Below are 23463 nucleotides of genomic sequence, written 5' to 3'. Positions count from 1 at the left end.
TCAGCTCGCGGACACCGCGGCAGCGATTCCCTTGATAATGCGGGCGACGTCGGCGTCGTCCGTCACGTAGGGCGGCATGGTGTAGATCAGATCCCGGAACGGGCGCAGCCAGACCCCGGCGCCGGCCGCGGCCGCGGTGGCCGCCGGCACGTCCACGTCGTGGTCGAGCTGGACCACGCCGATCGCGCCGAGCACCCGCACGTCGGCCACCCCGGCCGCGCCCCTGAGCGGCTCCAGACCGGCACGGAGACCCGTTTCGATGCGCGATGTCGCGGATGCCCAGGAACCGTCGCCCAGAAGGCTCAGGGAGGCGTTGGCCACCGCGCAGGCCAGCGGGTTGCCCATGAAGGTCGGCCCGTGCGCCAGGCCGCCGCCCGGCCCGGCCGAGATCAGGTGGGCCACCTCGGGCGTGCACAGGGTCGCCGCGAGGGTCAGGTAGCCGCCGGTGAGGGCCTTGCCCAGGCACATGATGTCGGGCGTGACGCCGGCCCGGTCAGCGGCGAACATCGATCCGGTACGCCCGAAGCCCGTCGCGATCTCGTCGAAAATCAGCAGAATGTCCCGCTCCCGGGTGACCTCCCGCAGCACCCGGAGGTAGCCGGGGTCGTGGAAGCGCATGCCACCGGCGCCCTGCACGACCGGCTCGACGATGACCGCGGCGAGTTCGTCCGCGTTCCGTTCGACGGTCTCGACCAGCTCGGCCGCGTACCCGTCATCGAAGTGAGCCGGCGGCGGCGGCGCGAACACCTGCACCGGCAGCACCCCGGTCCACAGCGAGTGCATGCCGCCGACCGGGTCACAGACGCTCATCGGGTGGAACGTGTCGCCGTGGTAGCCGCCCCGCCAGGTGGCCAGCCGCCGGCGGCCGGGGCGGGCCTGCAGCGCCATCTTGATCGCCACCTCGACGCCGACCGAGCCGGAGTCGCACAGGAAGACGTGCTCCAGCCCGTCCGGGGTGAGGTCGACCAGCCGGGTGGCCAGCTCGACGGCCGGCGCGTGGGTGAGCCCGCCGAACATCACATGGCTCATCCGGGACGCCTGGTCGGCCAAAGCGGCGTCCAGCACCGGGTGCCGATAGCCGTGGATCGCCGCCCACCACGACGACATGCCGTCGACCAGTTCCCGGCCGTCGGCCAGGCGCAGGCGGACGCCCTGGGCGCTCTCGACCAGGTACGGGTCGGAGCGCCCGGGCATCGGCCCGTACGGATGCCAGACATGCGCCCGGTCGAGCGCCAGAAGCCGATCAGCCTCGCCCGGCGCCGGGCTGGGGGCCCGGGACGGGCGGGCGGTCACGACGGTCGCCGGTCGGCGGCCGGATCGAAGGCTCGGACGATCGCCCGGGTGAGGGCGGGACCGCGGTAGACGAAACCGGAGTACAACTGCACCAGCGCGGCGCCGGCGTCGAAGAGCCGGCTCGCGTCGTCCGGGTCGAGGATCCCGCCGACCCCGATGATCGGCAGCCGCCCGCCGGTCTCCTCGTGCACGAAATGCACGACCTTGCGGGCCTTCTCGGTCAGCGGTCGCCCGGACAACCCACCCGCCTCGGCCGCCCGCGGCTGGTCGGCCGGGGCCAGCCCGTCCCGGGCCAGCGTGGTGTTGGTGGCGATCACCCCGGCGGCGCCGTAGGCCAGGCAGACCTCGAGCAGCTCGGCGATGGCCGGCTCGGCCAGGTCCGGTGCGATCTTCACCAGCACCGGCGTCTTGCCGGCCAGTGCGCCCAGCAGCGCCCCGATCGCCGACTTGTCCTGCAGGGTCCGCAGCCCGGGAGTATTGGGCGAGGACACGTTCACCGCGATGTAGTCGGCGTGTTCCTGGACCAGGTTGTACGAGGTCAGATAGTCCTCGACGGCCTCGTCCAACGGCGTGACCTTGGACTTGCCGAGGGAGACGCCGACCGGGATGCCGACGTCACCGGCCGCGGCCAGCCGACCGGCCAGCGCGGCGGCGCCCTCGTTGTTGAAGCCCATCCGGTTGATGATCGCTTCGCTGTCGCGCAGCCGGAACAGCCGCGGCCGGTCGTTGCCGGGCTGCGGGTGCGCGGTGACCGTACCCACCTCGACGAAGCCGAAGCCCATGGCCGGCCACGACGCCAGTGCCACACCGTTCTTGTCCATCCCGGCGGCCAGCCCGACCGGGTTGGGGAACCGCACGCCGAAGACCTCGACCGGCTTCGATACCGCATAACGCGAGCGCAACGCTTTCATAAACGGCGCGCCCAGCCCGGCCAGCCGCGAAAGGGTGAACTCGTGCGCCCGCTCGGCGTCGCCCCCGCCGACCCGGAACAGGATCGGCCGGAGCGTCCGCTCGAAGACGGTCATCCGTCGCTCCGCAGCAGCGCGTGCAGCTCCTGCAGCGGGCGGACGGCCAGGTCACCGCGCATCAGCGCCTCGATGCCCATCACCGCCGCGGCGGCGCCGGGCACGGTCGTGATGCTCGGGATGTCGTTGGTGACGGCGGCCGACCGCAGCTCGTACCCGTCGGATCGGGCCGACGCGCCGGAACCCTGCGGGGTGTTGATGATCAGCGCGATCTCCCCGGCCGTGATCAGCGCGATCGCGTTCTGACCGGGGCTCTCGAAGTGCTTGGGCACGACCTCGCAGGCGATGCCGTGCCGGCGCAGCACCTCGCCGGTGCCGGCCGTGGTCACGATCGTGAAGCCCAGGTCGGCCAGCCGCTTGATCGGGAAGATCATCGAGCGCTTGTCCCGGTTGGCCACCGAGACGAAGACCTTGCCGCTGGTCGGCAGCGACCCGTACGCGGCGGCCTGCGACTTGGCGAACGCCTGCCCGAAGCCGGCGTCGATGCCCATCACCTCGCCGGTCGACTTCATCTCGGGCCCGAGCAGGCTGTCCACGCCCTGACCGGCCGGCGTGCGGAACCGCTTGAACGGCAGCACCGCCTCCTTGATCGCGATCGGCGCCGACTCCGGGGTGGAGCCGCCGTCGCTCGTCCGGAGCAGCAGTCCCTCGTCGCGCAGCTCCTGGATGGTGGCGCCGAGCATGATCCGGGCGGCCGCTTTGGCCAGCGGTACCGCTGTCGCCTTGGAGACGAACGGCACGGTCCGCGAGGCCCGCGGGTTGGCCTCGAGGACGTACAGACTGTCGTCCTTGAGGGCGTACTGGACGTTGAGCAGGCCGCGGACGCCGACGCCGCGGGCGATCGCCTCGGTGTAGCGGCGCACCTCGGCCAGGTGCGAGCCGGCCAGGGTGATCGGGGGCAGCGAGCAGGACGAGTCGCCGGAGTGAATGCCGGCCTCCTCGATGTGCTCCATCACGCCGCCCAGGTAGACCTCGCCGGTGGCGTCGCAGAGCGCGTCCACGTCGATCTCGATCGCGTCGTCCAGGAACCGGTCGACCAGCACCGGGTGGTCGGGCGAGATCTCGGTGGCGCGGTCGATGTACGCGTTCAGCGTCGGCTCGTCGTACACGATCTCCATGCCGCGCCCGCCGAGCACGTACGACGGCCGGACCAGCACCGGGTAGCCGATCGTGTCGGCGATGGCCTTGGCCTCCTCGAACGAGGTGGCGGTGCCGTGGTCGGGCGAGCGCAGCCCGGCCTTGGCCAGCACGTGGCCGAACTGGCCCCGGTCCTCGGCCAGGTCGATCGACTCGGGCGAGGTTCCCACGATGGGTACGCCCGCGGCCTTCAACCGCCGGGCCAAACCGAGGGGTGTCTGCCCGCCCAGCTGCACGATCACGCCGACCACGCCCGGCCCGCCGGCCGCCTGGCCGGAAGAGTCCTCGGCGTGCACCACCTCGAGCACGTCCTCGAAGGTCAAAGGTTCGAAGTAGAGCCGGTCGGCGGTGTCGTAGTCGGTGGAGACCGTCTCCGGGTTGCAGTTCACCATCACGGTCTCGAAATCGACACCCCTCAGTGCCATGACCGCGTGTACGCACGAATAGTCGAACTCGATGCCCTGCCCGATCCGGTTCGGCCCCGAGCCCAGAATGATCACCTTGGGCCGGTCGGACGGCGCGACCTCGGTCTCCTCGTCGTAGGACGAGTAGTGGTAGGGCGTGTTGGCCTCGAACTCGGCCGCGCACGTGTCGACGGTCTTGTAGACCGGTCGCACCCCGAGCCGGTGCCGCAGCGACCGCACGCCGTCCTCGCCGGCGAACTCCGGCCGCAACGCCGCCAGCTGCCGGTCGGACAACCCGGCCCGCTTGGCCTTGCGCAGCAGCGCCTCGTCCAGCACCTTTGCGTCCGAGATATCCCGCCGCAACTCAACGAGCGCGGCGATCTCCTCCAGGAACCAGGGGTCGATTCCCCTGCTGGCTTCGTGCACCTCCTGAACGGTGGCGCCCAGCCGGAGTGCGCGCTCGACCGTATAGAGACGCCCGTCGTGCGGAGTTCGCAGAGCTTCCAGAGTCTCTTCCAGCGAAATGCCGGAATCGTCGGTGGTCCAGAAACCGGCCGCGCTCGTTTCGAGCGAACGCATCGCCTTGTTCAAGGCCTCGGCGAAATTGCGGCCCAGTGACATCGCCTCGCCGACCGACTTCATCGTGGTGGTCAGCTCGGCGTCGGCCCCGGGGAACTTCTCGAACGCGAACCGCGGGATCTTCACCACCACGTAGTCCAGCGCCGGCTCGAACGCGGCCGGCGTCTTCAGCGTGATGTCGTTCGGGATCTCGTCCAGCGTGTAGCCGATGGCCAGCTTGGCCGCGATCTTGGCGATCGGGAAACCGGTCGCCTTGGAGGCCAGCGCCGACGACCGGGACACCCGCGGGTTCATCTCGATCACGACCAGGCGCCCGTCGGCCGGGTTGATCGCGAACTGGATGTTGCAGCCCCCGGTGTCCACCCCGACCTCGCGCAGCACGGCGATGCCCAGGTCGCGCAGCTTCTGGTACTCCCGGTCGGTCAGCGTCATGGCCGGGGCCACGGTCACGCTGTCGCCGGTGTGCACGCCCATCGGGTCGACGTTCTCGATCGAGCAGACCACCACGACGTTGTCGTGCTTGTCGCGCATCAGCTCGAGCTCGTACTCCTTCCAGCCGAGCACGCTCTCCTCGATCAGCACCTCGTGCACCGGGGAGTAGGCCAGACCGGCGCCGGCGATCCGCTCGAGATCCTCGTCGGTGTGAGCCATGCCGGAGCCGAGGCCACCCATGGTGAACGACGGCCGGATGACCACCGGCAGCCCGAGCTCGGCGACCGTGGACCTGACCTCGTCCATCGAGTGGCAGACCTTCGAACGCGGTGTCTCCCCGCCGGCGAGCGCCACGATGTCCTTGAACAGCTGGCGGTCCTCGCCCTTGCGGATGGCGTCGATGTTGGCGCCGATCAGCTCGACGCCGTACTTGTCCAGGACGCCGCTCTCGTGCAGCGCGACCGCCGTGTTCAGCGCGGTCTGCCCGCCCAGCGTGGCCAGGATCGCGTCCGGCCGCTCCTTGGCGATGACCAGCTCGACGAACTCCGGGGTGATCGGCTCGACGTAGGTGGCGTCGGCGAACTCAGGGTCGGTCATGATCGTGGCCGGGTTGGAGTTGACCAGCGAGACGCGCAGCCCCTCGGCCCGCAGCACCCGGCAGGCCTGGGTGCCGGAGTAGTCGAACTCGCACGCCTGCCCGATGACGATCGGCCCCGAGCCGATCACCATGATGTGCCGCAGATCTTCACGCTTGGGCATGCGTCAGCCCTTCTTCTCGACGAGCTCGACGAAGCGGTCGAACAGGTAGTCGGCGTCGTGCGTGCCGGCTGCCGCTTCGGGGTGGTACTGGACCGTGAAGGCGGGCACGTCCTTGGCCCGCAAGCCCTCGACCACATTGTCGTTGAGGCACACATGGCTGACCTCGACCCCGCCGAAGTCGGTGTCGATCACCTGGTTGAGCGGGGCGTCCACGGCGAACCCGTGATTGTGCGAGGTGACCTCGACCTTGCCGGTGGTCCGGTCGAGCACCGGCTGGTTGATGCCGCGGTGGCCGTACCCCAACTTGTAGGTGCCGAAGCCCAGCGCCCGGCCCAGGATCTGGCTGCCGAAGCAGATGCCGAACAGCGGCACCTCGCGGCGCAGCACGTCGCGGGCCAGCGCGACCGGGTGGTCGGCGGTGGCCGGGTCGCCCGGGCCGGGGGAGAAGAACACCGCGTCCGGGCTCACCGCCAGCAGGTCCTCGACGTTCGAGGTGGCCGGGAGGATGTGCGTGGTCACGCCGCGGGCGGCCAGCCGGCGGGCGACGTTGCGCTTGATGCCCAGGTCGAGCGCGGCGACCGTGTACCGGTGCTCGCCCTCGGCCTCGACCGTGTAGCGGGAGCCGGTGGTGACCTCGGCCGACAGGTCGGCGCCGAGCATCTGCGGCTGGGCCAGGACCCGTTCGCGCAGCTCCCCGGGGTCGGTGGTGACCGACGAGATGCCCACCCGCATGGCGCCGCGGGAACGCAGGTGCCGGGTCAGCGCCCGGGTGTCGACCCCGGCGATGCCGACCACGCCCTCGGTGGCCAGGCGCTCGTCCAGCGAGGCGGTGGACCGCCAGTTCGACGGCCGGCGGGCCGGGTCGCGGACGACGTAGCCGGCCACCCAGATCCGGTCGGACTCGTCGTCCTCGCCGTTCACCCCGGTGTTGCCGATCTGCGGAGCGGTCTGCACCACGACCTGCCGGTGGTACGACGGGTCGGTCAGCGTCTCCTGGTAGCCGGTCATGCCGGTGGTGAACACGGCCTCACCGAACGTCTCACCGACCGCACCGTAGGCGTTCCCCCGGAAGGTGCGGCCGTCCTCGAGCACGAGGATCGCTTCGGTCATTTCTGTGCCTTCCCGTCGAGAACCGTCGGCTCGCCCCTCAGGAAGGTCGCGACGATGCGGCCCGGCAGGGTGGTGCCCGCGTACGGTGTGTTGCGGCTCTTGCTGGTCAGACCGGAGGGGTCGACGACGCGGCGCGCGGCCGGGTCGACCAGGGTGAAGTTGGCTGTTTCGCCCGGCTGCAAACCACGCCCGTGCGAGGTGAGACCGGCGATACGCGCGGGGGTGAGCGACATCCGGTCGGCGATCAGATCCCACCTCTCCCCGAGGACTTCGAGGACGATCGGGAGGGCGGTTTCCAGACCCACCATCCCAGGGCGTGCGTACGCCCACTCGCACTCCTTGTCCTCCACCGCGTGCGGGGCGTGATCCGTGGCGACGATGTCGATCACGCCCTCGATCAGGGCGGCTCGCAGCGCCTCGACGTCGCGGGCGGTGCGCAGCGGCGGGTTGACCTTGAACACCGGGTCGTAACTGGCCGCCAGCTCGTCGGTCAGCAGCAGGTGATGCGGGGTGACCTCGGCGGTCACGCGTACCCCCCGGGCCTTGGCCTGGCGCAGCACCTCGACCGACCCGGCGGTGGAGACGTGGCAGACATGCAGCCGGCTGCCCACGTGCTCGGCCAGCAGCACGTCGCGGGCGATGATCGCCTCTTCGGCGACCGCGGGCCAGCCGGTCAGACCGAGCCGGGTCGACACCTCGCCCTCGTGCATCTGCGCGCCCTCGGTCAGCCGTGGCTCCTCGGCGTGCTGGGCGATGATGCCGTCGAAGGCCTTCACGTACTCCAGCGCGCGGCGCATCAGCCGGGGGTCGGCGACGCAGTGCCCGTCGTCGGAGAAGATCCGGACGTTGGCGGCCGAGGCCGCCATCGCCCCGAGCTCGGCCAGCTGCTTACCGGCCAGCCCGACGGTGACCGCGCCGATCGGCTGCACGTCGACCAGCCCGGCCTCGCGCCCGAGCCGCCACACCTGCTCGACCACGCCGGCGGTGTCGGCGACCGGCGAGGTGTTGGCCATCGCGCAGACCGCGGTGTAGCCGCCCATCGCCGCCGCACGCGAACCGGTCTCGACCGTCTCGGCGTCTTCCCGGCCCGGTTCCCGCAGGTGCGTATGCAGGTCGACCAGACCCGGCAACGCCACAAGACCTTCGGCGTCGACAACCTCCGCCTTCTCGCTGATCGCGTCGACCAGCACCCCGTCCCGTACGAAGAGATCGGCCGGCGCCGCGCCCAGAACCGAAGCGCCTCTGATGACGTACGAGGTCACGCCTTGCCTCCCAGCAGAAGATAAAGAACGGCCATCCGAGCCGAGACGCCGTTGGCGACCTGCTCGACGATCGTGGATCTGGTCGAGTCGGCCACCTCGGGCGCGATCTCCATGCCCCGGTTCATCGGGCCGGGATGCATGACGATCGCGTGCTCGGGCAGCTTGCGCATGCGCGACGCGTCGAGTCCGTAGCGGCGGCTGTACTCACGCGCCGACGGGAAGTAGGAGTCCTGCATCCGCTCGGTCTGCACCCGCAGCATCATCACCACGTCGACGTCGGGCAGGACGCTGTCCAGGTCGAAGGACACATCCGCACCCGGCCAGAGCGGGATCAGCGTGGGCGGCCCGACCAGGGTGACCTTGGCCCCCAGAGTGGTCAGCAGCAGGACGTTGGAGCGCGCCACCCGGCTGTGCAGCACGTCGCCGACGATGGCCACCCGCAGCCCGTCGAGTTTTCCGAGCCGAGAGCGCATGGTGTACGCGTCGAGCAGCGCCTGCGTCGGGTGCTCGTGGGTGCCGTCCCCGGCGTTGATCACCGAACCGTCGACCCAGGACGACAACCGGTGCGGCGCGCCCGAGGCCGGGTGCCGGATGACCACCGCGTCGGCGCCCATCGCCTGCAGGGTCAGCGCGGTGTCCTTGAGGCTCTCGCCCTTCGACACACTGGAACCCTTGGCCGAAAAGTTGATCACGTCGGCGGAGAGCCGCTTGGCCGCCGCCTCGAACGAGATCCGGGTCCGGGTCGAGTCCTCGTAGAAGAGGTTGACCACGGTCCGGCCGCGCAGCGTGGGCAGCTTCTTGACCTCGCGACCGGCCAGCGCGGCCATCTCGCCCGCGGTGTCCAGGATCAGCGTGGCGGTGGCCGCGTCCAGATCGGCGGCGGAGCGAAGGTGCTTGATCATCGGGGGCCTCCGGTCAGCTTGACCTCGTCCGTGCCTTCGTCGGTCTCGGCCAGCGACACCCGGACACTCTCGTCCAGCGCGGTCGGGATGTTCTTGCCGACGTAGTCGGCGCGGATCGGCAGCTGCCGGTGGCCGCGGTCGACCAGCACGGCCAGCTGCACCGAGCTGGGCCGGCCGACGTCGTTGATCGCGTCCAGGGCGGCCCGCACGGTACGCCCGGAGAACAGCACGTCGTCGACCAGGATCACCCGCCGGCCGTCGATGCCGCCGCCGGGGATCTCGGTCTTGCCGAGGGCCCGGGTCGCGTGCAGGCGCAGGTCGTCCCGATAAAGCGTGATGTCGAGGGACCCGAACGGAATGTCCACTCCCTCGAAGGCGTGGATCCGGCCGGCCAGCCGATGGGCCAGCGGGACGCCTCGGGTCGGGATTCCGAGCAGGACGGTGTCGGTCGCGCCCGACGTCTTTTCCAGGATCTGATGCGCCATGCGATCGACAACGCGTTGGATGTCGGCAGCGCCGAGAATAACCTTCGACCCCGCGCCAGAGCTTGCGCCGGTCATATTGGCATGCGGCTGCGCATGCATAAAGGACCTCCTTATCCGCCTCACGGGACGGCTCGTTAAAGGATGTCTTCTATGTCACGGACCCGCTTGATCAGCGGGCCGTGGCTGACGCTACGTTACCAGTGCGCAGTGCGTTGACCATGGTGACGTGGCTGACGTCGAGTCGGGGATCACAGAGGGAAAACATAGGCAACTTTCCCAGGAGTCCCACGACACATCGGCGACCAACACTTGACCAGAGGTCGCAACGGCCGTACCGTCACGCTGCGTAGCGATCGCGGAGGAAGAACCCTCCGGGCCAGCACAGTACTGGGAGTGTCCGAATGCCGTCTGAGTACGCCAAGTCGTTGGGCGCCCGCCTGCGCTCGATCCGCCAGCAGCAGGGCCTGTCCCTGCAGGGCGTGGAAGAGAAGTCGAACGGCCGTTGGAAGGCCGTCGTGGTGGGCTCGTACGAGCGCGGCGACCGTGCGGTCACCGTCTCGCGTCTGGCCGAGCTGGCCGATTTCTATCGGGTTCCCGTGTCCGAGCTGCTGCCCGACGGCAGCGGCATCCGGCTCGAGGCAACCAACAAGATCGTGCTCGACCTCGAGAAGCTGTACGACACCACGGGTGAGGACCTGGCCTACGTGGCCCGGTACGCCCGGGCGATCCAGCAGCAGCGTGGCGACTACAACGGCCGGGTCCTCTCGATCCGCGCCGACGACCTGCGCGCTCTCGCGATCGTGTACGACATCTCGCCGTCCGGCCTGATCGAGCGCCTGACCGAGCAGGGCGTGCTGGTCGCCGACCCGCGCGCGTTTTTCGCGAGCTGACGCTCAACACAAGAAAGGGGAGCCCAGGCGGGCTCCCCTTCTTCGTATGCGTGAAAAAGATCAGCGAGTGGCGAACTCCGCGATGCGGCCGAGGATGCCGTTGAGGTAGCGCGGGCTGTCGTCGGTGGACATCTGCTTGGCCAGCTCGACCGCCTCGGTGATCGCGACCGGGTCGTCGATCTCGGAGACGTAGAGCAACTCGTACACCGCGATCCGGGCCAGGTTGCGGTCGACCACCGGCATGCGGTCGATGGTCCAGCCCTCGGCGTAGCTGGCGATCAGCTCGTCGATCCGGTCGAGATGCTGCGCCACCCCGTCGACCAGGCTGATCGTGTAGGCCAGATGGTCGGGGTGCGGCTTCTCGATGCGTTCGAGGTAGGTCCGCATGACCTCGTTCGGCGACAGGTCACGCAGGTCGGCCTCGTACAGCACATCGAGGGCACGCTTGCGCGCCTTGCGGCGCGCCGGCATCTGCGTCTTGGGGCCCTCAGCCATCAGGTCAGCTGCGGCCGAGGTAGCGGCCGTCGCGGGTGTCGACCTTGATCTTTTCCCCGGTGGTGATGAACAGCGGCACGTTGACCGTGGCGCCGGTCTCGACCGTGGCCGGCTTGGTGCCGCCGGTCGACCGGTCACCCTGCAGGCCCGGCTCGGTGTAGGTCACCTCGAGGAAGACGCTGGTCGGCAGCTCGATGTAGAGCGGGACGCCCTCGTGCTGAGCGACAGTGGCCTCGGCCTCGGGCAGCAGGTAGTTTGCCGCCTCGCCGACCGTGCCGCCGGCCACCTGGATCTGGTCGTAGGTGTCCAGGTCCATGAAGACGTAGTCGTCGCCGTCCTGGTAGAGGTATTGCATCGTGCGCTTGTCGACGGTCGCCGTCTCGACCTTGGTGCCGGCGTTGAAGGTCTTGTCGACGACCTTCCCGGAAAGCACGTTCTTGAGCGTGGTGCGCACGAACGCACCGCCCTTGCCCGGCTTGACGTGCTGGAACTCAATGACGGACCAGAGCTCGCCGTCGAGGTTGAGCACGAGACCGTTCTTGAGGTCGTTGGTGGAAGCCATGTCCTGCCTTGTTCTCGTCGGTGACCGACCGAGTCTACCGGCGCGGCGGCCGCCCTGCTAACCGGGGTTTTGCGCGACGTATCGAAGAGCCAGCCGATAGCCGTCCACACCCAGGCCCGCGATCACCCCGGTGGCCATGGCCGACACGACCGAATGGTGCCGGAACTGCTCACGTGCGTGGATGTTGCTGATGTGCACCTCGACGAGCCGGTTGCGCAACATGGCACACGCGTCCCGGATCGCGTAGTTGTAGTGCGACCACGCCCCCGGGTTGAGCACCACCGGCGCCTCCTCGTCGGCCGCGGCGTGCAGCCAGCCCAGCATCTCGTGCTCGGCGTCGGTCTGCCGCACCACCACGTCCAGGCCCAGCTCCTGCCCGGTCGTCTGACAGAGCTTCACGAGATCGGCGTACGAGGTCAGCCCGTACACGTCGACCTGCCGGGTGCCGAGCCGGCCCAGGTTCGGGCCGTTGAGCACATACACGCGGGTCATCGCGCCACCTCCGCATAGGCGTTGGCCAGCAGTTCCGGGCCGGGACCGGCGAGGATGCCGGGCTTGGCCAGGCCGTCCAGCACCACGAACCGCAGCGTTGCGGCGCGGGCCTTCTTGTCGACCCGCATCGCCGGCAGCAGCTCGGGCCACGCGTCGGCCGGGTACGAGGTCGGCAGCCCCACCGAGGTCAGCACGTCACGGTGCCGCTGGAACAGGGCGGAGTCGATGCGGCCGGAGAGGTGGGCCAGGGCGGCGGCGAAGATCAGGCCGACCGACACGGCGTGACCGTGCTTCCAGGCGTACCCCTCGCGCCTCTCGATCGCGTGCCCCAACGTGTGGCCGTAGTTGAGAATCTCGCGCAACCCCGACTCGCGCAGGTCTTCGCTCACCACGTCGGCCTTGACCTGGATGGCCCGCTCGACCAGCTCGCGCAGGACCGGGCCGCGCGGGTCGAGGGCCGCGGCCGGATCGGCCTCGACCAGGTCGAGGATGAGCGGGTCGGCGATGAACCCGGCCTTGATGATCTCGGCCAGGCCGGCGACCAGGTCGTCGGCGGGCAGCGTGTCCAGCATGTCCAGGTCGCAGAGCACGCCGGCCGGTGGGTGGAAGGCACCGACCAGGTTCTTGCCGGCCGCGATGTTCACCCCGGTCTTGCCGCCGACCGACGCGTCGACCATGCCGAGCAGCGACGTCGACACCGGCACCCAGCGGACGCCGCGCAGCCAGGCCGCGGCGATGTAGCCGGCCAGGTCGGTCACCGCTCCCCCGCCCACCCCGACCACCACGTCGGTGCGGGTGAAGGCGGCCGCGCCGAGCTCGTCCCAGCAGCGGGCGGCGACCTCGACGGTCTTGCCCGCCTCGGCGTCGGGAACCTCGATGAGCAGCGGCGACGGCAGCTCGCGGGCCACCGCTTCGGCCCGTTCCCGCAGCGGCGCGGCGAACAGCACCGCGGCACGGGCGGCCCCGCCGATCAGTTCGGGCAGGTGCTTGGCGAGGTCCCGGCCGACGAGGACGTCGTAGGGCCGATCGCCACGCACGGCGATGCGTGTGGTCACACGGTGCACAGTATTCGGCCGCCTCTGGGGTTATATCTTTCTAACCCCAGACGGGTTACAACTGTCGCATGCCGAAAATCAACGTCTACCTTCCCGACGAGCTCGCCGACGCCGTCCGCGACGCCGGACTCCCGGTCTCCGCCATTTGCCAGCGCGCCCTGGAATTCGCCGTACGCCGCATCACCACGATCCGGCAGACCGTGCTCAGCGCGATCGACGACGAGGAGCTCGGCACCCAGCTGACCTCGTTCACCGCCCGCGCCGTGGCAGTCCTCAAGCTGGCCCGGGACGCGGCCGGCGGCGGCCAGATCGGCACCAGCCACCTGCTCCAGGGCATGATCACCGAGGGTTCGAACATGGCCGTCGCCATCCTCCGGTCGATGGAGATCAACCCGTCGCGCCTGACCTCGCCGGCCGACGAGACCGGCGACGGGGGCTTCAGCCGGCCCGCCGCGACCGCGCTGGAACTGGCCGTCGCCGAGGCCACGGCCCTGGGCCACAACTACGTCGGCTGCGAACATCTGCTGATCGGGCTGGCCGTCGAGACCGAGGGCGGCGCCGGCCGGGCGTTGCGCGAGGCCGGGGCGGACGCCAAGTCGCTGCGGCGCTCGGTGTCGGCCGCGCTGGCCGGCTACACCCAGGCCAAGAACCCGGCCGCGCAGAACAGCGCACTGCTGATGCTCGTACGGCGTGAACTGGCCCCCCTGATCAAGCGGGTGGAGGCTCTTGAATCCCGGTAGTCAGCAGTTTCGCGATCTCGGCCGCGATCTCCTCGGGCTCGCGGTCGTCGGTGGCGACCGTGTGCGTGGCGACCTCGGCGTACAGCGGGCGACGCTGATCCAGCAGGTGCTTGAGGGTGGCGCGCGGGTTGACCGACAGCAACGGCCGGCCCGCGCCCAGCCCGACCCGCTTGATCGCGGTCGCGAACTCGGCCGACAGATAGAACACGGTCTGCCCGCGCAGCCCCGCCCGGGTCTCCTCGCGCAGCACGGCGCCGCCGCCCAGTGCCAGCACACCGTCGAAAGTGGACAGCGCGTTGGCGATGGTCTCGACCTCGAGCCGGCGGAACTCGTCCTCACCGTCGTCGAAGAAGATCTCCGGGATCGGCTTGCCCGCCACCGCCTCGATCAGCGTGTCCGAGTCGGCGAACGGCACGTCCAGCCGCAGCGCCAGCGTCTCACCGACCGTGGTCTTGCCCGCGCCCGGCGCACCCACCATCACGGCCACCGGGGCCATCAGCTGATCACCAGGCTGGCCAGGTAACCGGCCAGGTTGCGGCGCATCTCCTCGGCCGAGTCGCCACCGAACTTCTCGACCGCGGCCTCGGCCAGCACCAGCGCGACCATGGCCTCGGCGACCACCGCGCCGGCCGGGACCGCGCACACGTCGGACCGCTGGTTGATCGCCGTGGCGGGTTCGCCGGTGGTCACGTCGACGGTCTGCAGGGCCCGGTTCAGCGACGAGATCGGCTTCAACGCCGCGCGTACCCGCAGATTTTCGCCGTTGGTGATGCCACCCTCGAGGCCGCCGGCGCGATCGGTGACCCGCCGCACACCGTCCGGCGTCGGGATGATCTCGTCGTGCGCGACCGAGCCCCGCGACCGGGCCTGCGTGAAGCCGTCGCCGATCTCCACACCCTTGACCGACTGGATGGACATCAGCGCGGTGGCCAGGCGGGCGTCCAGCTTGCGGTCCCATTGCACATGAGAGCCCAATCCCGGGGGTACGCCGTAAGCCAGCACTTCCACGATGCCGCCCAGGGTGTCGGCGTCCTTCTTGGCCGCGTCGACCTCGGCCACCATCCGGGCGCTGGCCTCCGGGTCGAGACAGCGCAACGGGTCGGCGTCGATCCGGTCGGCGTCCTCGGGCATCGGGATCAGGCCGGACTTGGCCGCCACCGACCCGAGCTCGATCACATGCGACACGATGTCGATGCCGAGCGTCTGCTTCACGATCGCCTTGGCCACCGCGCCCACCGCGACGCGGGCGGCGGTCTCGCGGGCACTGGCACGTTCCAGAATCGGGCGGGCGTCGGAATGCCCGTACTTCTGCATGCCGGCCAGGTCGGCGTGGCCCGGGCGGGGCCGGGTCAGCGGCGCGTTGCGGGCCTGGGCGGCCAGCTCACCCGGGTCGACCGGGTCGGCCGACATCACCGTCTGCCACTTGGGCCACTCGGAGTTGCCCACCCGGATCGCGACCGGACTGCCCTGTGTCACCCCATGCCGGATGCCGCCGATCAGCTCCAGCTCATCCTGCTCGAACGACATCCGCGCGCCGCGCCCATAACCCAGCCGCCGGCGCGCCAGATCCCGCCCGATGTCATCGCTCGTCACATGCACCCCGGCGGGCACGCCTTCAAGCAGCGCGACGAGCGCCGGACCATGCGACTCACCTGCGGTCAACCAGCGCAACACGGCTGACAGTCTGTCACGCCGCGCTTCCTGTCCCCACACCCGCCCGCCGCCCTTTGCTCTGAGCACACATAGGCATCACCAGCCCGGCCCGGGCGAACCCAGCTCAGCCCGACGCCTCAGCGTGAGTGGTAGGCGCCGGTCAGGAAGTGCGGAGGGCGGCGGCCGCGGTCAGGGCGTCGCGCATCGCGGATTCGGGCGCGGGGCGTACCCCCGTGAACTGCTCGAACTGGGACAGCGCCTGGGCGAGCAACAGGTCCAGGCCGGACGCCACCCGGAGGCCGGCGGCCGTCGCGGCGGCGGCCAGGGGCGTGGGCCACGGGTCGTAGATGGCGTCGAACAGGACCGTCCCGGGGCGCCAGTGAACCGCCGTCGCCAAGTCGTCGGCCGCGCCCTTCGGGACGGTGGAGATCACCGCGTCGGCGGCGAACGCGCCGGGGGCGGCGGCCCAGTCCAGCGGGTCCAGCGCTATACCGAGGGCGGCCGCCACCGGCGCCAGTTCGGAAGCAGCGGCCGGCCGGCGGGTCACCAGCGTCACCCGCGGCGCACCCAGCAGCGAAGCCGCTGCCAGGGCGGCCCGGGCGGTGCCACCACCGCCCAGCACCGTCACTGTCGGCGCCGACGCCACCCGGGCGTCGCGGAGCACCCGGACCATGCCCGGAATGTCAGTGTTGTCGGCGTGCCACGAGCCGTCGGGGCGGCGGGCCAGAGTGTTGGCCGCACCTACCGCCGTCGCCTCGGCGGAGGCCGACGCGCCCAGCGTGAGGCCGACCTCCTTCAGCGGCATGGTCAGCGACAGCCCGGCCCACTCGGGGCCGAGCCCGGCGACCAGGTCCGGTAGCTCCGCCGCGGCGCACTCGATCGCCGTGTACGTCCAGTTCAGCAGCCCGGCCGCGGCGAACCCGGCGGTGTGGATGACCGGCGACAGCGAATGCGCGATCGGCTTGCCGCACACCGCGGCCCGACGGCCTTCGGTCACAGGACGCCGTTCTTCTCGGCGATCTTGCGGTTCTTCTCGTGCTGCTCGTTCGTCGCCGCGAACGCCGAATGGCCCTGCTTGTCGATCGCCACGAAGTACAGCCACGGACCGGCCGGCGGGCTCTCCGCGCCCTTCAGCGCGTCCTGGCCGGGGTTGTTGATCGGCGTCGGCGTCAGACCGGGCTTGTTGTGCGTGCGGTACGGGTTCTTCAGGTCGTTCAGCTCGGCCCTGGTCATGTTCTTGGAAGGCTTCTTGGGCTTGCCCTGGAGCTGGTAGTAGTAGTTGATCCCGACGTCGAACTGCAGGCAGTTGCACGGGAAGGTGTTGCTGTAGAGGCGGTTGTAGGCGACCCGCGCCACCTTGCCCAGATCATCGGAGTTGCCGGCCTCGGCCTGCGCCAGCGACGCGACGGTCAACGCCTCGTACGGGCTGATCTTGCGCTCGTCCTGGACCTTGTTCACGAAGTCGAGGCTCTCGGTGACGGTCAGGAAGTGCTGCACCATCTCGGAGAGCATCTGCTCGGCGGTCGCCTTGGGCTCGAACTCGTAGGTGTCCGGGAACAGGAAGCCCTCGATCGACTTGGTGACCTTCTGCTTGTCCGTGCGGTTGAACCAGAACGCCGGCACACCCAGGGCCTCGGGATCCTTCGCCGCGGCCTTGAAGTCGTCGACCTTCACGCCGGTGGCCTTGGACAGGATGGCGTACACCTCGAGCGCGGTCTTGCCCTCGGGGATCGTGATGCCGTTGCTGACCCGGCTCTTCGGATCGAGCAGCGCCGCCACGGCCGCGTCGGCGGACATCTGCTTCTTCAGGTTGAACGTGCCGGACTGGATGTTCTTGCCGCGGGGGTTCTTCTCCGCCGCCTGAGTGAAGGCCTTTGTGCTCTTCACCACATCTTTGTCGACGAGCACGTTGCCCATGTCGGTCAGTGACGAGTTGGCTTTGATCTGCACCTGGATCGTGCCGGTGCCGGCGCCGTCATAGTCGGCCGCGGTGAAGAAATCCCGGATCTTGCTGTATCCGAGGTAGACGCCACCGCCGAGGACGGCCAGCAGGATGAAGGCCATCAGGAAGGCGACCACCGAGCGGCCACCACCGCCGCCCTTGCCTCCCTTGCCCCGGCGGTGCCGGGGTTTGCCGCGTTCGGCGTGATCCTCGAACGCCAGGTCAAGCTCGTCGATCATCTGCTCTGCCTCCGCTGCGCGTCCAGCCAGCTCTGCAGGATCTCCACCGCGGCGGCCTGATCGACCACCGCCCGCTGCCGCTTACCCCGGACGCCACGTTCGGCGAGCCGGCGAGTCGCGACCACGGTCGACATCCTCTCGTCCGCCAGGACGACCGGAACGGGCGATATGGCACCCGCCAGTCGCTCAGCGTACGCACGAATGTCAATGGCGGCAGCCCCCTCGTCGCCATTCAGACGCACCGGGAGGCCCACCACGACCTGCACCGTCTCGTGTTCCCGCACGAGCCGGCCGAGCTCAGCTATGTCAGCGGGTACGGAATCGGCGGCCGCACCCATGTCACGGGACACCGTGGCCAAAGGGGTTGCCAGGATCCCGTCGGGATCGCACAGTGCGACCCCGACACGGACCTTACCCACGTCGACACCCAGCCGCCTACCCCGAGGCAGTACGGACACGGCCACCCCCTGTAATCAGGCGGCCTCGACGACCGCCTTCTCCACCGCCGCGAGCAGGGACGGAACCTGGTCGGCGGGAACACCGCCACCCTGCGCAAGGTCGGCGTTACCGCCACCCCGGCCGGACAGCGCGCCCTTGACCAGATCGCTCGCGGAGAGCCCACGCGACTTGCCCGCCGCGTTGACCGCGACGATCAGCGACGCCTTGCCGTTGGCCCGGGCCGCCACCGCGACCACCGCGGGACGGCTCTGGTCGATCTTGCCGCGGATCTCCTGAGCCAGGGTACGCACGTCGTTGCCCGCCGCGCCCTCCGGCGCCTCGGTTCCGACGAACGCCACGCCACCCAGGTCACGGGCCTGCTGGGCCAGCGCACCGGCCCCACCCAACACCATCTGCGCGCGCAGCTTCTCCAGTTCTTTCTCGGCGTCCCGCAACGCCGTCACCGTCTGCTCGACCCGGTCGGCGACCTGCTCGCCGGGCACCCGGAACAGCTCGGCCAGCCGGGACACCAGCAGGTGCTCCTTGGCCAGGAAGCCGAACGCGTCGATGCCGACCAGCGCCTCGACCCGGCGGACCCCGGAACCGATCGACGACTCGGTGAGGATCTTCACCAGGCCCAGTTGACCTGATCGCGCCACGTGTGTTCCACCACACAGTTCACGCGCGTAGTCACCGACCTCAACCACGCGGACCTCGTCGCCGTACTTCTCACCGAACAGCGCCATCGCACCCAGCCGGCGCGCTTCCTCCTGCGAGGTGATGAACGCGTGCACCTCCAGGTCGCGCAGCAGCACCTCGTTGACCTGCTGCTCCACGTCGAACAGCACGTCCGGGGAGACCGCGCCCGGGGTGTTGAAGTCGAACCGCAGCCGGCCCGGCGCGTTCAGCGAACCGGCCTGCGTCGCCGACTCGCCCAGGAACGCCCGCATCGTCTGGTGGATCAGGTGGGTCGCGGTGTGCGACCGGGAGATCGCCTTGCGCCGGGTCACGTCGATCTCGGCGAAACCCGCTTCTCCGGTGCGTACCTCGCCCCGCAACACCCGCGCCTTGTGCACGATCAGCCCGGGCACCGGCGTCTGCACGTCGACCACCTCGAGCCGGCCGCCGCCCACGTTGATGATGCCGGTGTCGGCCTGCTGGCCACCGCCCTCGGCGTAGAACGGCGTGTGGTCGAGCACCAGCTCGACGTAGTCGCCCTCGCCGGCCACCGGCAACGCCTCGCCGTCACCGCCGAGCAGCGCCCGCACCCGCGACTCGCGGCTCACCTCGGCGTAGCCGGTGAACTCGACCGGCCCGCCCTGGTCGAGCACGCTGCGGTACGCCGACAGGTCGGTATGACCGGTCTTGCGCGCCGCCGCGTCCGCCTTGGCCCGGGCCCGCTGGTCGGCCATCAGCCGGCGGAAGCCGTCCTGGTCGACCTCGAGACCCTGCTCCTGCGCGATCTCCAGGGTCAGGTCGATCGGGAAGCCGTACGTGTCGTGCAGCTGGAACGCCTTGTCCCCGGAGAGCTGAGGCTGCTTGGCCCGCTTCGTCTCGGTGATCGCGGTGTCCAGGATCGTGGTGCCCGCGCGCAGGGTGGAGAGGAACGCGTCCTCCTCGGCGTACGCGTACGTGGAGATCCGCCCGAACTCCTCGGCCAGCTCCGGATAGGACGGCGACATGCAGTCCCGCGCCACCGGCAGCAGTTCCTGGAACGACTGACCCTGCCAGCCGAGCAGGCGCATCGAGCGGATCGCGCGGCGCATGATGCGGCGGAGAACATAGCCGCGGCCCTCGTTGGAGGGGGTCACGCCGTCACCGATCAGCATCAGCGAGGTGCGGACGTGGTCGGCGATCACGCGCAGGCGCACGTCGTCGGGGTGGCTCTCGGACGCGGCGTGACCGGACTTGCCGTACGTCGTGCCGGTCAGCTCGGCCGCGCGGGCCAGGACCGGCCAGACCTCGTCGATCTCGTAGAGGTTGTCCTTGCCCTGCAGGATCGACGCGATGCGCTCCAGGCCCATGCCCGTGTCGATGTTCTGTTTCGGCAGGTCACCGACGATCGTGAAGTCCTCCTTCGACTTCACGTCGGTGATCTCGTGCTGCATGAAGACCAGGTTCCAGTATTCCAGGAACCGGTCCTCGTCGACCTCGGGGCCGCCGTCCGGGCCGTACGCCGGGCCGCGGTCGTAATAGAGCTCCGAGCACGGACCGGCCGGCCCCGGAATGCCCATCGACCAGAAGTTGTCCTTCTTGCCGCGGCGCACGATACGGTCCGGTGACATGCCCGGCTGCTGCTTCCAGATCTCGATCGCCTCGTCGTCGTCGAGGTAGACCGTCGCCCAGATCTTTTCCGGGTCGAGACCGAAACCACCCTGCTCGACCGGCTTGGTCGACAGCTCCCAGGCCAGCGGGATCGCGCCCGCCTTGAAGTAGTCGCCGAACGAGAAGTTGCCGTTCATCTGGAAGAACGTGCCGTGCCGGGACGTCTTGCCGACCTCGTCGATGTCCGGCGTCCGGATGCACTTCTGCACGCTGACCGCGCGCGGGTAAGGCGGCGTCCGCTGACCCAGGAAGAACGGCACGAACTGCACCATGCCGGCGTTGATGAACAACAGGTTGGGGTCATCGATGGCGGGCAGCGGGGCACTCGGCACGACCGTGTGCCCGTTGGCCTCGAAATGCGCCAGATAGCGCCGCTTGATCTCCGCCGTTCTCATCGCTGATGACCCTCCTGGGCGTGACGCCCCACCGTGCCGCCCTGCGCGTCGTCACGCAGCTCGGCGAATTCGTCCTGATACAACTCGCCCGCGGCGAAGGCCTCGTGGATCTCTTCTTCCCGTTCGGCCATTCCCTCGCGTACGTCGTCCACGAAGTTACGTACCGACTCGACCAGGCCGCCAGCGGATTCCGACAGCGACGTCGCGATCCCCGACGGCGTGTACTGCTGGGCCTTGCGCGTCAGCTGACGGACGACCAGGGCTCCGACGGCCAGGCCGGCCCCCAGCCAGAGCAGGCGCTTCATGTGCGGTTTTCCCTTCGTGGGGTCAGCGGGACCGGGCGGCCTTGCGGCGCTGCTTGAGCGTGGCGCGGACCTCACGCTCGTCCTCGGCCTTGCGGCGGGCCGAGGCGGCCTTGCGCAGCCCGTACCCGAAGGACGCGACCTTGATCAACGGGTTCGCGGCGGCGGCCGACACCACGGTGGCCAGGTTGGCCACGCTGGCCGTGACGTTCTGGGCGTGGCTGGTCATGGTGTCGACCTTGGCCAGCTGCACATTCACCCCGTCGAGCGAGACCTGCACCTGACCCAGGGCGGTGTTCACGCCCTCGACGGTTTCGTTGACGTTGCCGAGCAGCGGCCCGGTCCGCTCGGTCACCTCGTTGATCGCCCGGGTCGCGGCGTCCACCGTGCGGCCCAGCTTGAGGATCGGCACGGCCAGGAACAGAACGAGCATCAGGAAGGCGCCCGCCGCGATGAGACCTGCGATTTCTCCGGCGTCCATGAAGCCTCTCCTCTTTTGCAACCGATCGACAGCGGCAGGACAACGTGCAGACCCTACCGTCCGTTACCGGCCGCCGCTCCGCGACACCTCACGACTGTGTCGGGGACGGCTCCAGGAGAGGATCGCTGGGCACCACCGGGTCCGGCGTCTCGCCCACCAGCGACGGATTCACCGCCGGTTGCGGCTTGCCCCGCTGATCGGCGATGGCCGCCTGCACCTTGATACTGACCGTCGAGCCGGTGCAGTTCTTCGGCGGCCCGGTCGGCACGACACCGTCCGGCCCGAGCGACGGCAAGGTGGCCGGATCCTGGGCGGCGACCGCGTCCACGGCGCACTCCGGCTGGCGCACCCACAGGTCCAAGGTGAACTCGTCCCGCCGCCAACAGGTGTACTTACCGTCCGAAATGGGCTGTTCCGGACACGACTCGACCTTCCACGGCTGCCAGCCCGCGGTCGACAGAGCCGCGGTGTACGCCTTGGCCGTGGCCTCCGTCGGCTGCCCCGACTGCACGGTCCGCTCCCGGAACTTGCACTCCTCCAGGCACCACCGGCTGCCGCTGCTGCGGTCGTCGACCTTGGTGGTGGCCCAGCCCGGCAGATCCAGCGAGTCGAGCGACGCGTAGACCGGGTCGCTGCCCATCGACCGCAAGGCGACCAGCGCCGGCAATAGGATCAGCGCGATGATGCTGGCGCCGATCAGCACACCGACCCGCAGGCGGCGCTGCGACCGCAGCTTGGCCAGGATGGGGTTGGTCTCGGCTTCGTCCGGGTCCGGCTCTTCCTGGGGTACGCCCAAAGCCCCGCTGCGCTCACCCAGGTCCGCCCCCGGCACCGCCACCGACGCCCGCCCCGGCACGGCCTGACCCACGTCACTGGGCACCGCAACCGAAGCGCGCCCCGGCAACGCCTGACCCACGTCACTGGGCACCGCAACCGAAGCGCGCCCCGGCAACGCCTGGCTCACGTCACCCGGCACCGCAACCGACGCCCGCCCCGGCACGGCCTGGCTCACATCACCCGGCGCGGCCACCGACGCCCGCCCCGGCAACGCCTGACTCACATCACCCGGCACCGCAACCGACGCCCGCCCCGGCACGGCCTGGCTCACATCACCCGGCGCGGCCACCGACGCCCGCCCCGGCACGGCCGGGCTGACGTCCCCCGGTGGGGTGACAGCGGCTCGGCCCGGGCTCGCTTCCGCCGGTGTCGCACGGCCCGGCACCGCGTGGCCGACATCACTGGGGACGCTGACGCTGGCCCGCCCGGCCGGCTCGGGCGTCCCGTGCCGCGGACCGCCGTCCCCCGGCGCCGCGACCGAAGCCCGCCCCGCCCCGCGCGCCCGCACCTGTTGGAACTCACCACTGTGCCGTCCCACCGGCTCGCTCGGCGCCGGCACGGAAGCCCGCCCCGCCGGCTCACCCGGCGGCGGAACACTGGCGGCACCACTGTGCCGCCCACCCGGCTGCACCTCGGTGAACTCCCCGCTGTGCCGCCCACCTTCAGGCGGCTGCACCTGCGTGAACTCACCACTGTGCCGCCCACCGCGCCGCATCCCCGGCCGCCCGGCGGCGTCGTCGGCCGGCGACACCGGCCGCACGCTGGGCGCGGCACTCTCCGCGGCCCCCGTCAGCGAGGCCCGGCTGAACTCCCCCGTGGCGAACCGCGCCCGCGGCCCGGTCTGCTCCCCCGGCGGAGGCGGCACGGACGCCCGTCCCGGAGTCCCCGCCTCAGGCACAGGCACACTGGCCCGCCCCGGCGCCGCCGACCGAACCCCAAGCCCCTGGCTGTCCTCAACCCCAGGCTGCCGCCCACGACGCCCCGGCAACCCTTGACTGTCCTCCACGCCGGGCGCCCGACCGGCCCCGGCCGCGAAACCCTGACTGTCCTCAACACCAGGCCGCCGACCCACCCCAGCCGCAAAGCCCTGACTGTCCTCAACACCAGGCCGCCGACCCACCCCAGCCGCAAAGCCCTGACTGTCCTCAACACCAGGCCGCCGACCCACCCCAGCCGCAAAGCCCTGACTGTCCTCAACACCAGGCCGCCGACCCACCCCAGCCGCAAAG

23 protein-coding genes are annotated in these 23463 nt (G+C 70.2%); 3 read left to right on the top strand and 20 right to left on the bottom strand.

The window, feature by feature from the left end:
* Genes ACGFIO_RS33650 through pyrR form a run of 7 tightly spaced genes read right to left on the bottom strand, consistent with a single transcriptional unit; the run spans position 1 to position 9463 of the window.
* A complete protein-coding gene (locus ACGFIO_RS33650; protein WP_392832621.1) occupies positions 1-1293 on the bottom strand; it encodes an adenosylmethionine--8-amino-7-oxononanoate transaminase in 1293 nt (430 codons plus the stop codon).
* Positions 1290-2318 (bottom strand): quinone-dependent dihydroorotate dehydrogenase, encoded by a 1029-nt coding sequence (locus tag ACGFIO_RS33645; RefSeq protein ID WP_392832619.1) that lies wholly within the window; start codon positions 2316-2318, stop codon positions 1290-1292. The genes ACGFIO_RS33650 and ACGFIO_RS33645 overlap by 4 nt, the downstream gene beginning before the upstream one ends.
* A complete protein-coding gene (carB, locus tag ACGFIO_RS33640; protein ID WP_392832616.1) occupies positions 2315-5629 on the bottom strand; it encodes a carbamoyl-phosphate synthase large subunit in 3315 nt (1104 codons plus the stop codon). The genes ACGFIO_RS33645 and carB overlap by 4 nt, the downstream gene beginning before the upstream one ends.
* Before the next feature lie 3 nt (positions 5630-5632).
* Positions 5633-6739: a glutamine-hydrolyzing carbamoyl-phosphate synthase small subunit gene (carA, locus tag ACGFIO_RS33635; RefSeq protein WP_392832613.1), complete on the bottom strand. Its 1107-nt coding sequence runs from the start codon at positions 6737-6739 to the stop codon at positions 5633-5635.
* Positions 6736-8001, bottom strand: a complete 1266-nt coding sequence (locus tag ACGFIO_RS33630) for a dihydroorotase (RefSeq protein ID WP_392832610.1) — start codon at positions 7999-8001, stop codon at positions 6736-6738. The genes carA and ACGFIO_RS33630 overlap by 4 nt, the downstream gene beginning before the upstream one ends.
* Positions 7998-8903 (bottom strand): aspartate carbamoyltransferase catalytic subunit, encoded by a 906-nt coding sequence (locus ACGFIO_RS33625; protein ID WP_392832609.1) that lies wholly within the window; start codon positions 8901-8903, stop codon positions 7998-8000. Before ACGFIO_RS33625 ends, ACGFIO_RS33630 begins: the two co-directional genes overlap by 4 nt.
* Positions 8900-9463, bottom strand: coding sequence for a bifunctional pyr operon transcriptional regulator/uracil phosphoribosyltransferase PyrR (gene pyrR, locus ACGFIO_RS33620; RefSeq protein WP_392832607.1), 564 nt, complete (start codon positions 9461-9463; stop codon positions 8900-8902). Before pyrR ends, ACGFIO_RS33625 begins: the two co-directional genes overlap by 4 nt.
* A gap of 326 nt (positions 9464-9789) precedes the next feature.
* On the opposite strand from pyrR, the gene ACGFIO_RS33615 reads away from it, so the two are divergent.
* The gene (locus ACGFIO_RS33615) at positions 9790-10278 is read left to right on the top strand and encodes a transcriptional regulator (protein WP_014446326.1); all 489 of its coding nucleotides are present in this window, start codon (positions 9790-9792) and stop codon (positions 10276-10278) included.
* Between the two features lie 60 nt (positions 10279-10338).
* Here ACGFIO_RS33615 and nusB read toward each other — a convergent pair whose 3' ends face one another.
* The 4 genes from nusB to aroB are packed head-to-tail and all read right to left on the bottom strand — an operon-like array spanning position 10339 to position 12882.
* On the bottom strand, positions 10339-10749 hold the full coding sequence (gene nusB, locus ACGFIO_RS33610) for a transcription antitermination factor NusB (RefSeq protein WP_392832870.1): 411 nt from the start codon (positions 10747-10749) through the stop codon (positions 10339-10341).
* Positions 10750-10777: 28 nt separating this feature from the next.
* Positions 10778-11335, bottom strand: coding sequence for an elongation factor P (gene efp, locus ACGFIO_RS33605; RefSeq protein ID WP_392832603.1), 558 nt, complete (start codon positions 11333-11335; stop codon positions 10778-10780).
* 57 nt (positions 11336-11392) lie between these two features.
* A complete protein-coding gene (aroQ, locus tag ACGFIO_RS33600) occupies positions 11393-11827 on the bottom strand; it encodes a type II 3-dehydroquinate dehydratase (RefSeq protein ID WP_392832600.1) in 435 nt (144 codons plus the stop codon).
* Positions 11824-12882 (bottom strand): 3-dehydroquinate synthase, encoded by a 1059-nt coding sequence (gene aroB / locus ACGFIO_RS33595; RefSeq protein WP_392832598.1) that lies wholly within the window; start codon positions 12880-12882, stop codon positions 11824-11826. Before aroB ends, aroQ begins: the two co-directional genes overlap by 4 nt.
* A gap of 68 nt (positions 12883-12950) precedes the next feature.
* Here aroB and ACGFIO_RS33590 point away from each other — a divergent pair, with 68 nt between their 5' ends.
* Positions 12951-13622: a Clp protease N-terminal domain-containing protein gene (locus ACGFIO_RS33590; protein ID WP_392832596.1), complete on the top strand. Its 672-nt coding sequence runs from the start codon at positions 12951-12953 to the stop codon at positions 13620-13622.
* On the opposite strand, the gene ACGFIO_RS33585 is transcribed toward ACGFIO_RS33590, so the two are convergent.
* From ACGFIO_RS33585 to ACGFIO_RS33545, 9 genes are all read right to left on the bottom strand, one after another.
* The gene (locus ACGFIO_RS33585) at positions 13591-14118 is read right to left on the bottom strand and encodes a shikimate kinase (protein WP_392832593.1); all 528 of its coding nucleotides are present in this window, start codon (positions 14116-14118) and stop codon (positions 13591-13593) included. The two genes, ACGFIO_RS33590 and ACGFIO_RS33585, sit on opposite strands and share 32 nt — an antisense overlap.
* A complete protein-coding gene (gene aroC, locus ACGFIO_RS33580; RefSeq protein ID WP_392832590.1) occupies positions 14118-15296 on the bottom strand; it encodes a chorismate synthase in 1179 nt (392 codons plus the stop codon). Before aroC ends, ACGFIO_RS33585 begins: the two co-directional genes overlap by 1 nt.
* A 139-nt stretch (positions 15297-15435) precedes the next feature.
* Positions 15436-16272, bottom strand: coding sequence for a shikimate dehydrogenase (locus ACGFIO_RS33575; protein ID WP_392832587.1), 837 nt, complete (start codon positions 16270-16272; stop codon positions 15436-15438).
* Entirely contained in the window at positions 16269-17456 is a 1188-nt protein-coding gene (mltG, locus tag ACGFIO_RS33570; protein WP_392832585.1) for an endolytic transglycosylase MltG, read from the bottom strand. Before mltG ends, ACGFIO_RS33575 begins: the two co-directional genes overlap by 4 nt.
* Positions 17453-17914, bottom strand: coding sequence for a Holliday junction resolvase RuvX (gene ruvX, locus ACGFIO_RS33565; RefSeq protein WP_392832582.1), 462 nt, complete (start codon positions 17912-17914; stop codon positions 17453-17455). The genes mltG and ruvX overlap by 4 nt, the downstream gene beginning before the upstream one ends.
* A gap of 15 nt (positions 17915-17929) precedes the next feature.
* A complete protein-coding gene (alaS, locus tag ACGFIO_RS33560; RefSeq protein WP_392832581.1) occupies positions 17930-20614 on the bottom strand; it encodes an alanine--tRNA ligase in 2685 nt (894 codons plus the stop codon).
* On the bottom strand, positions 20611-20919 hold the full coding sequence (locus tag ACGFIO_RS33555) for a hypothetical protein (RefSeq protein WP_392832579.1): 309 nt from the start codon (positions 20917-20919) through the stop codon (positions 20611-20613). The genes alaS and ACGFIO_RS33555 overlap by 4 nt, the downstream gene beginning before the upstream one ends.
* Positions 20920-20941: 22 nt before the next feature.
* Complete coding sequence (locus ACGFIO_RS33550) at positions 20942-21397, bottom strand: DUF948 domain-containing protein (RefSeq protein ID WP_392832576.1); 456 nt, start codon at positions 21395-21397, stop codon at positions 20942-20944.
* Positions 21398-21485: 88 nt separating this feature from the next.
* A complete protein-coding gene (locus tag ACGFIO_RS33545; protein WP_392832573.1) occupies positions 21486-23099 on the bottom strand; it encodes a hypothetical protein in 1614 nt (537 codons plus the stop codon).
* 126 nt (positions 23100-23225) lie between these two features.
* Between ACGFIO_RS33545 and ACGFIO_RS33540 the strand changes: the two genes are divergently transcribed.
* The coding region (locus ACGFIO_RS33540; protein ID WP_392832571.1) for a hypothetical protein at positions 23226-23463 on the top strand (238 nt) is incomplete at its 3' end.

Origin of the sequence: Actinoplanes sp. NPDC049265 (assembly GCF_043197135.1) — a bacterium.
Taxonomy (GTDB): Bacteria; Actinomycetota; Actinomycetes; order Mycobacteriales; family Micromonosporaceae; genus Actinoplanes.
The sequence above is the reverse complement of the archived record's forward strand: the minus strand, read 5'-3'. Positions and strand labels throughout refer to the sequence as shown.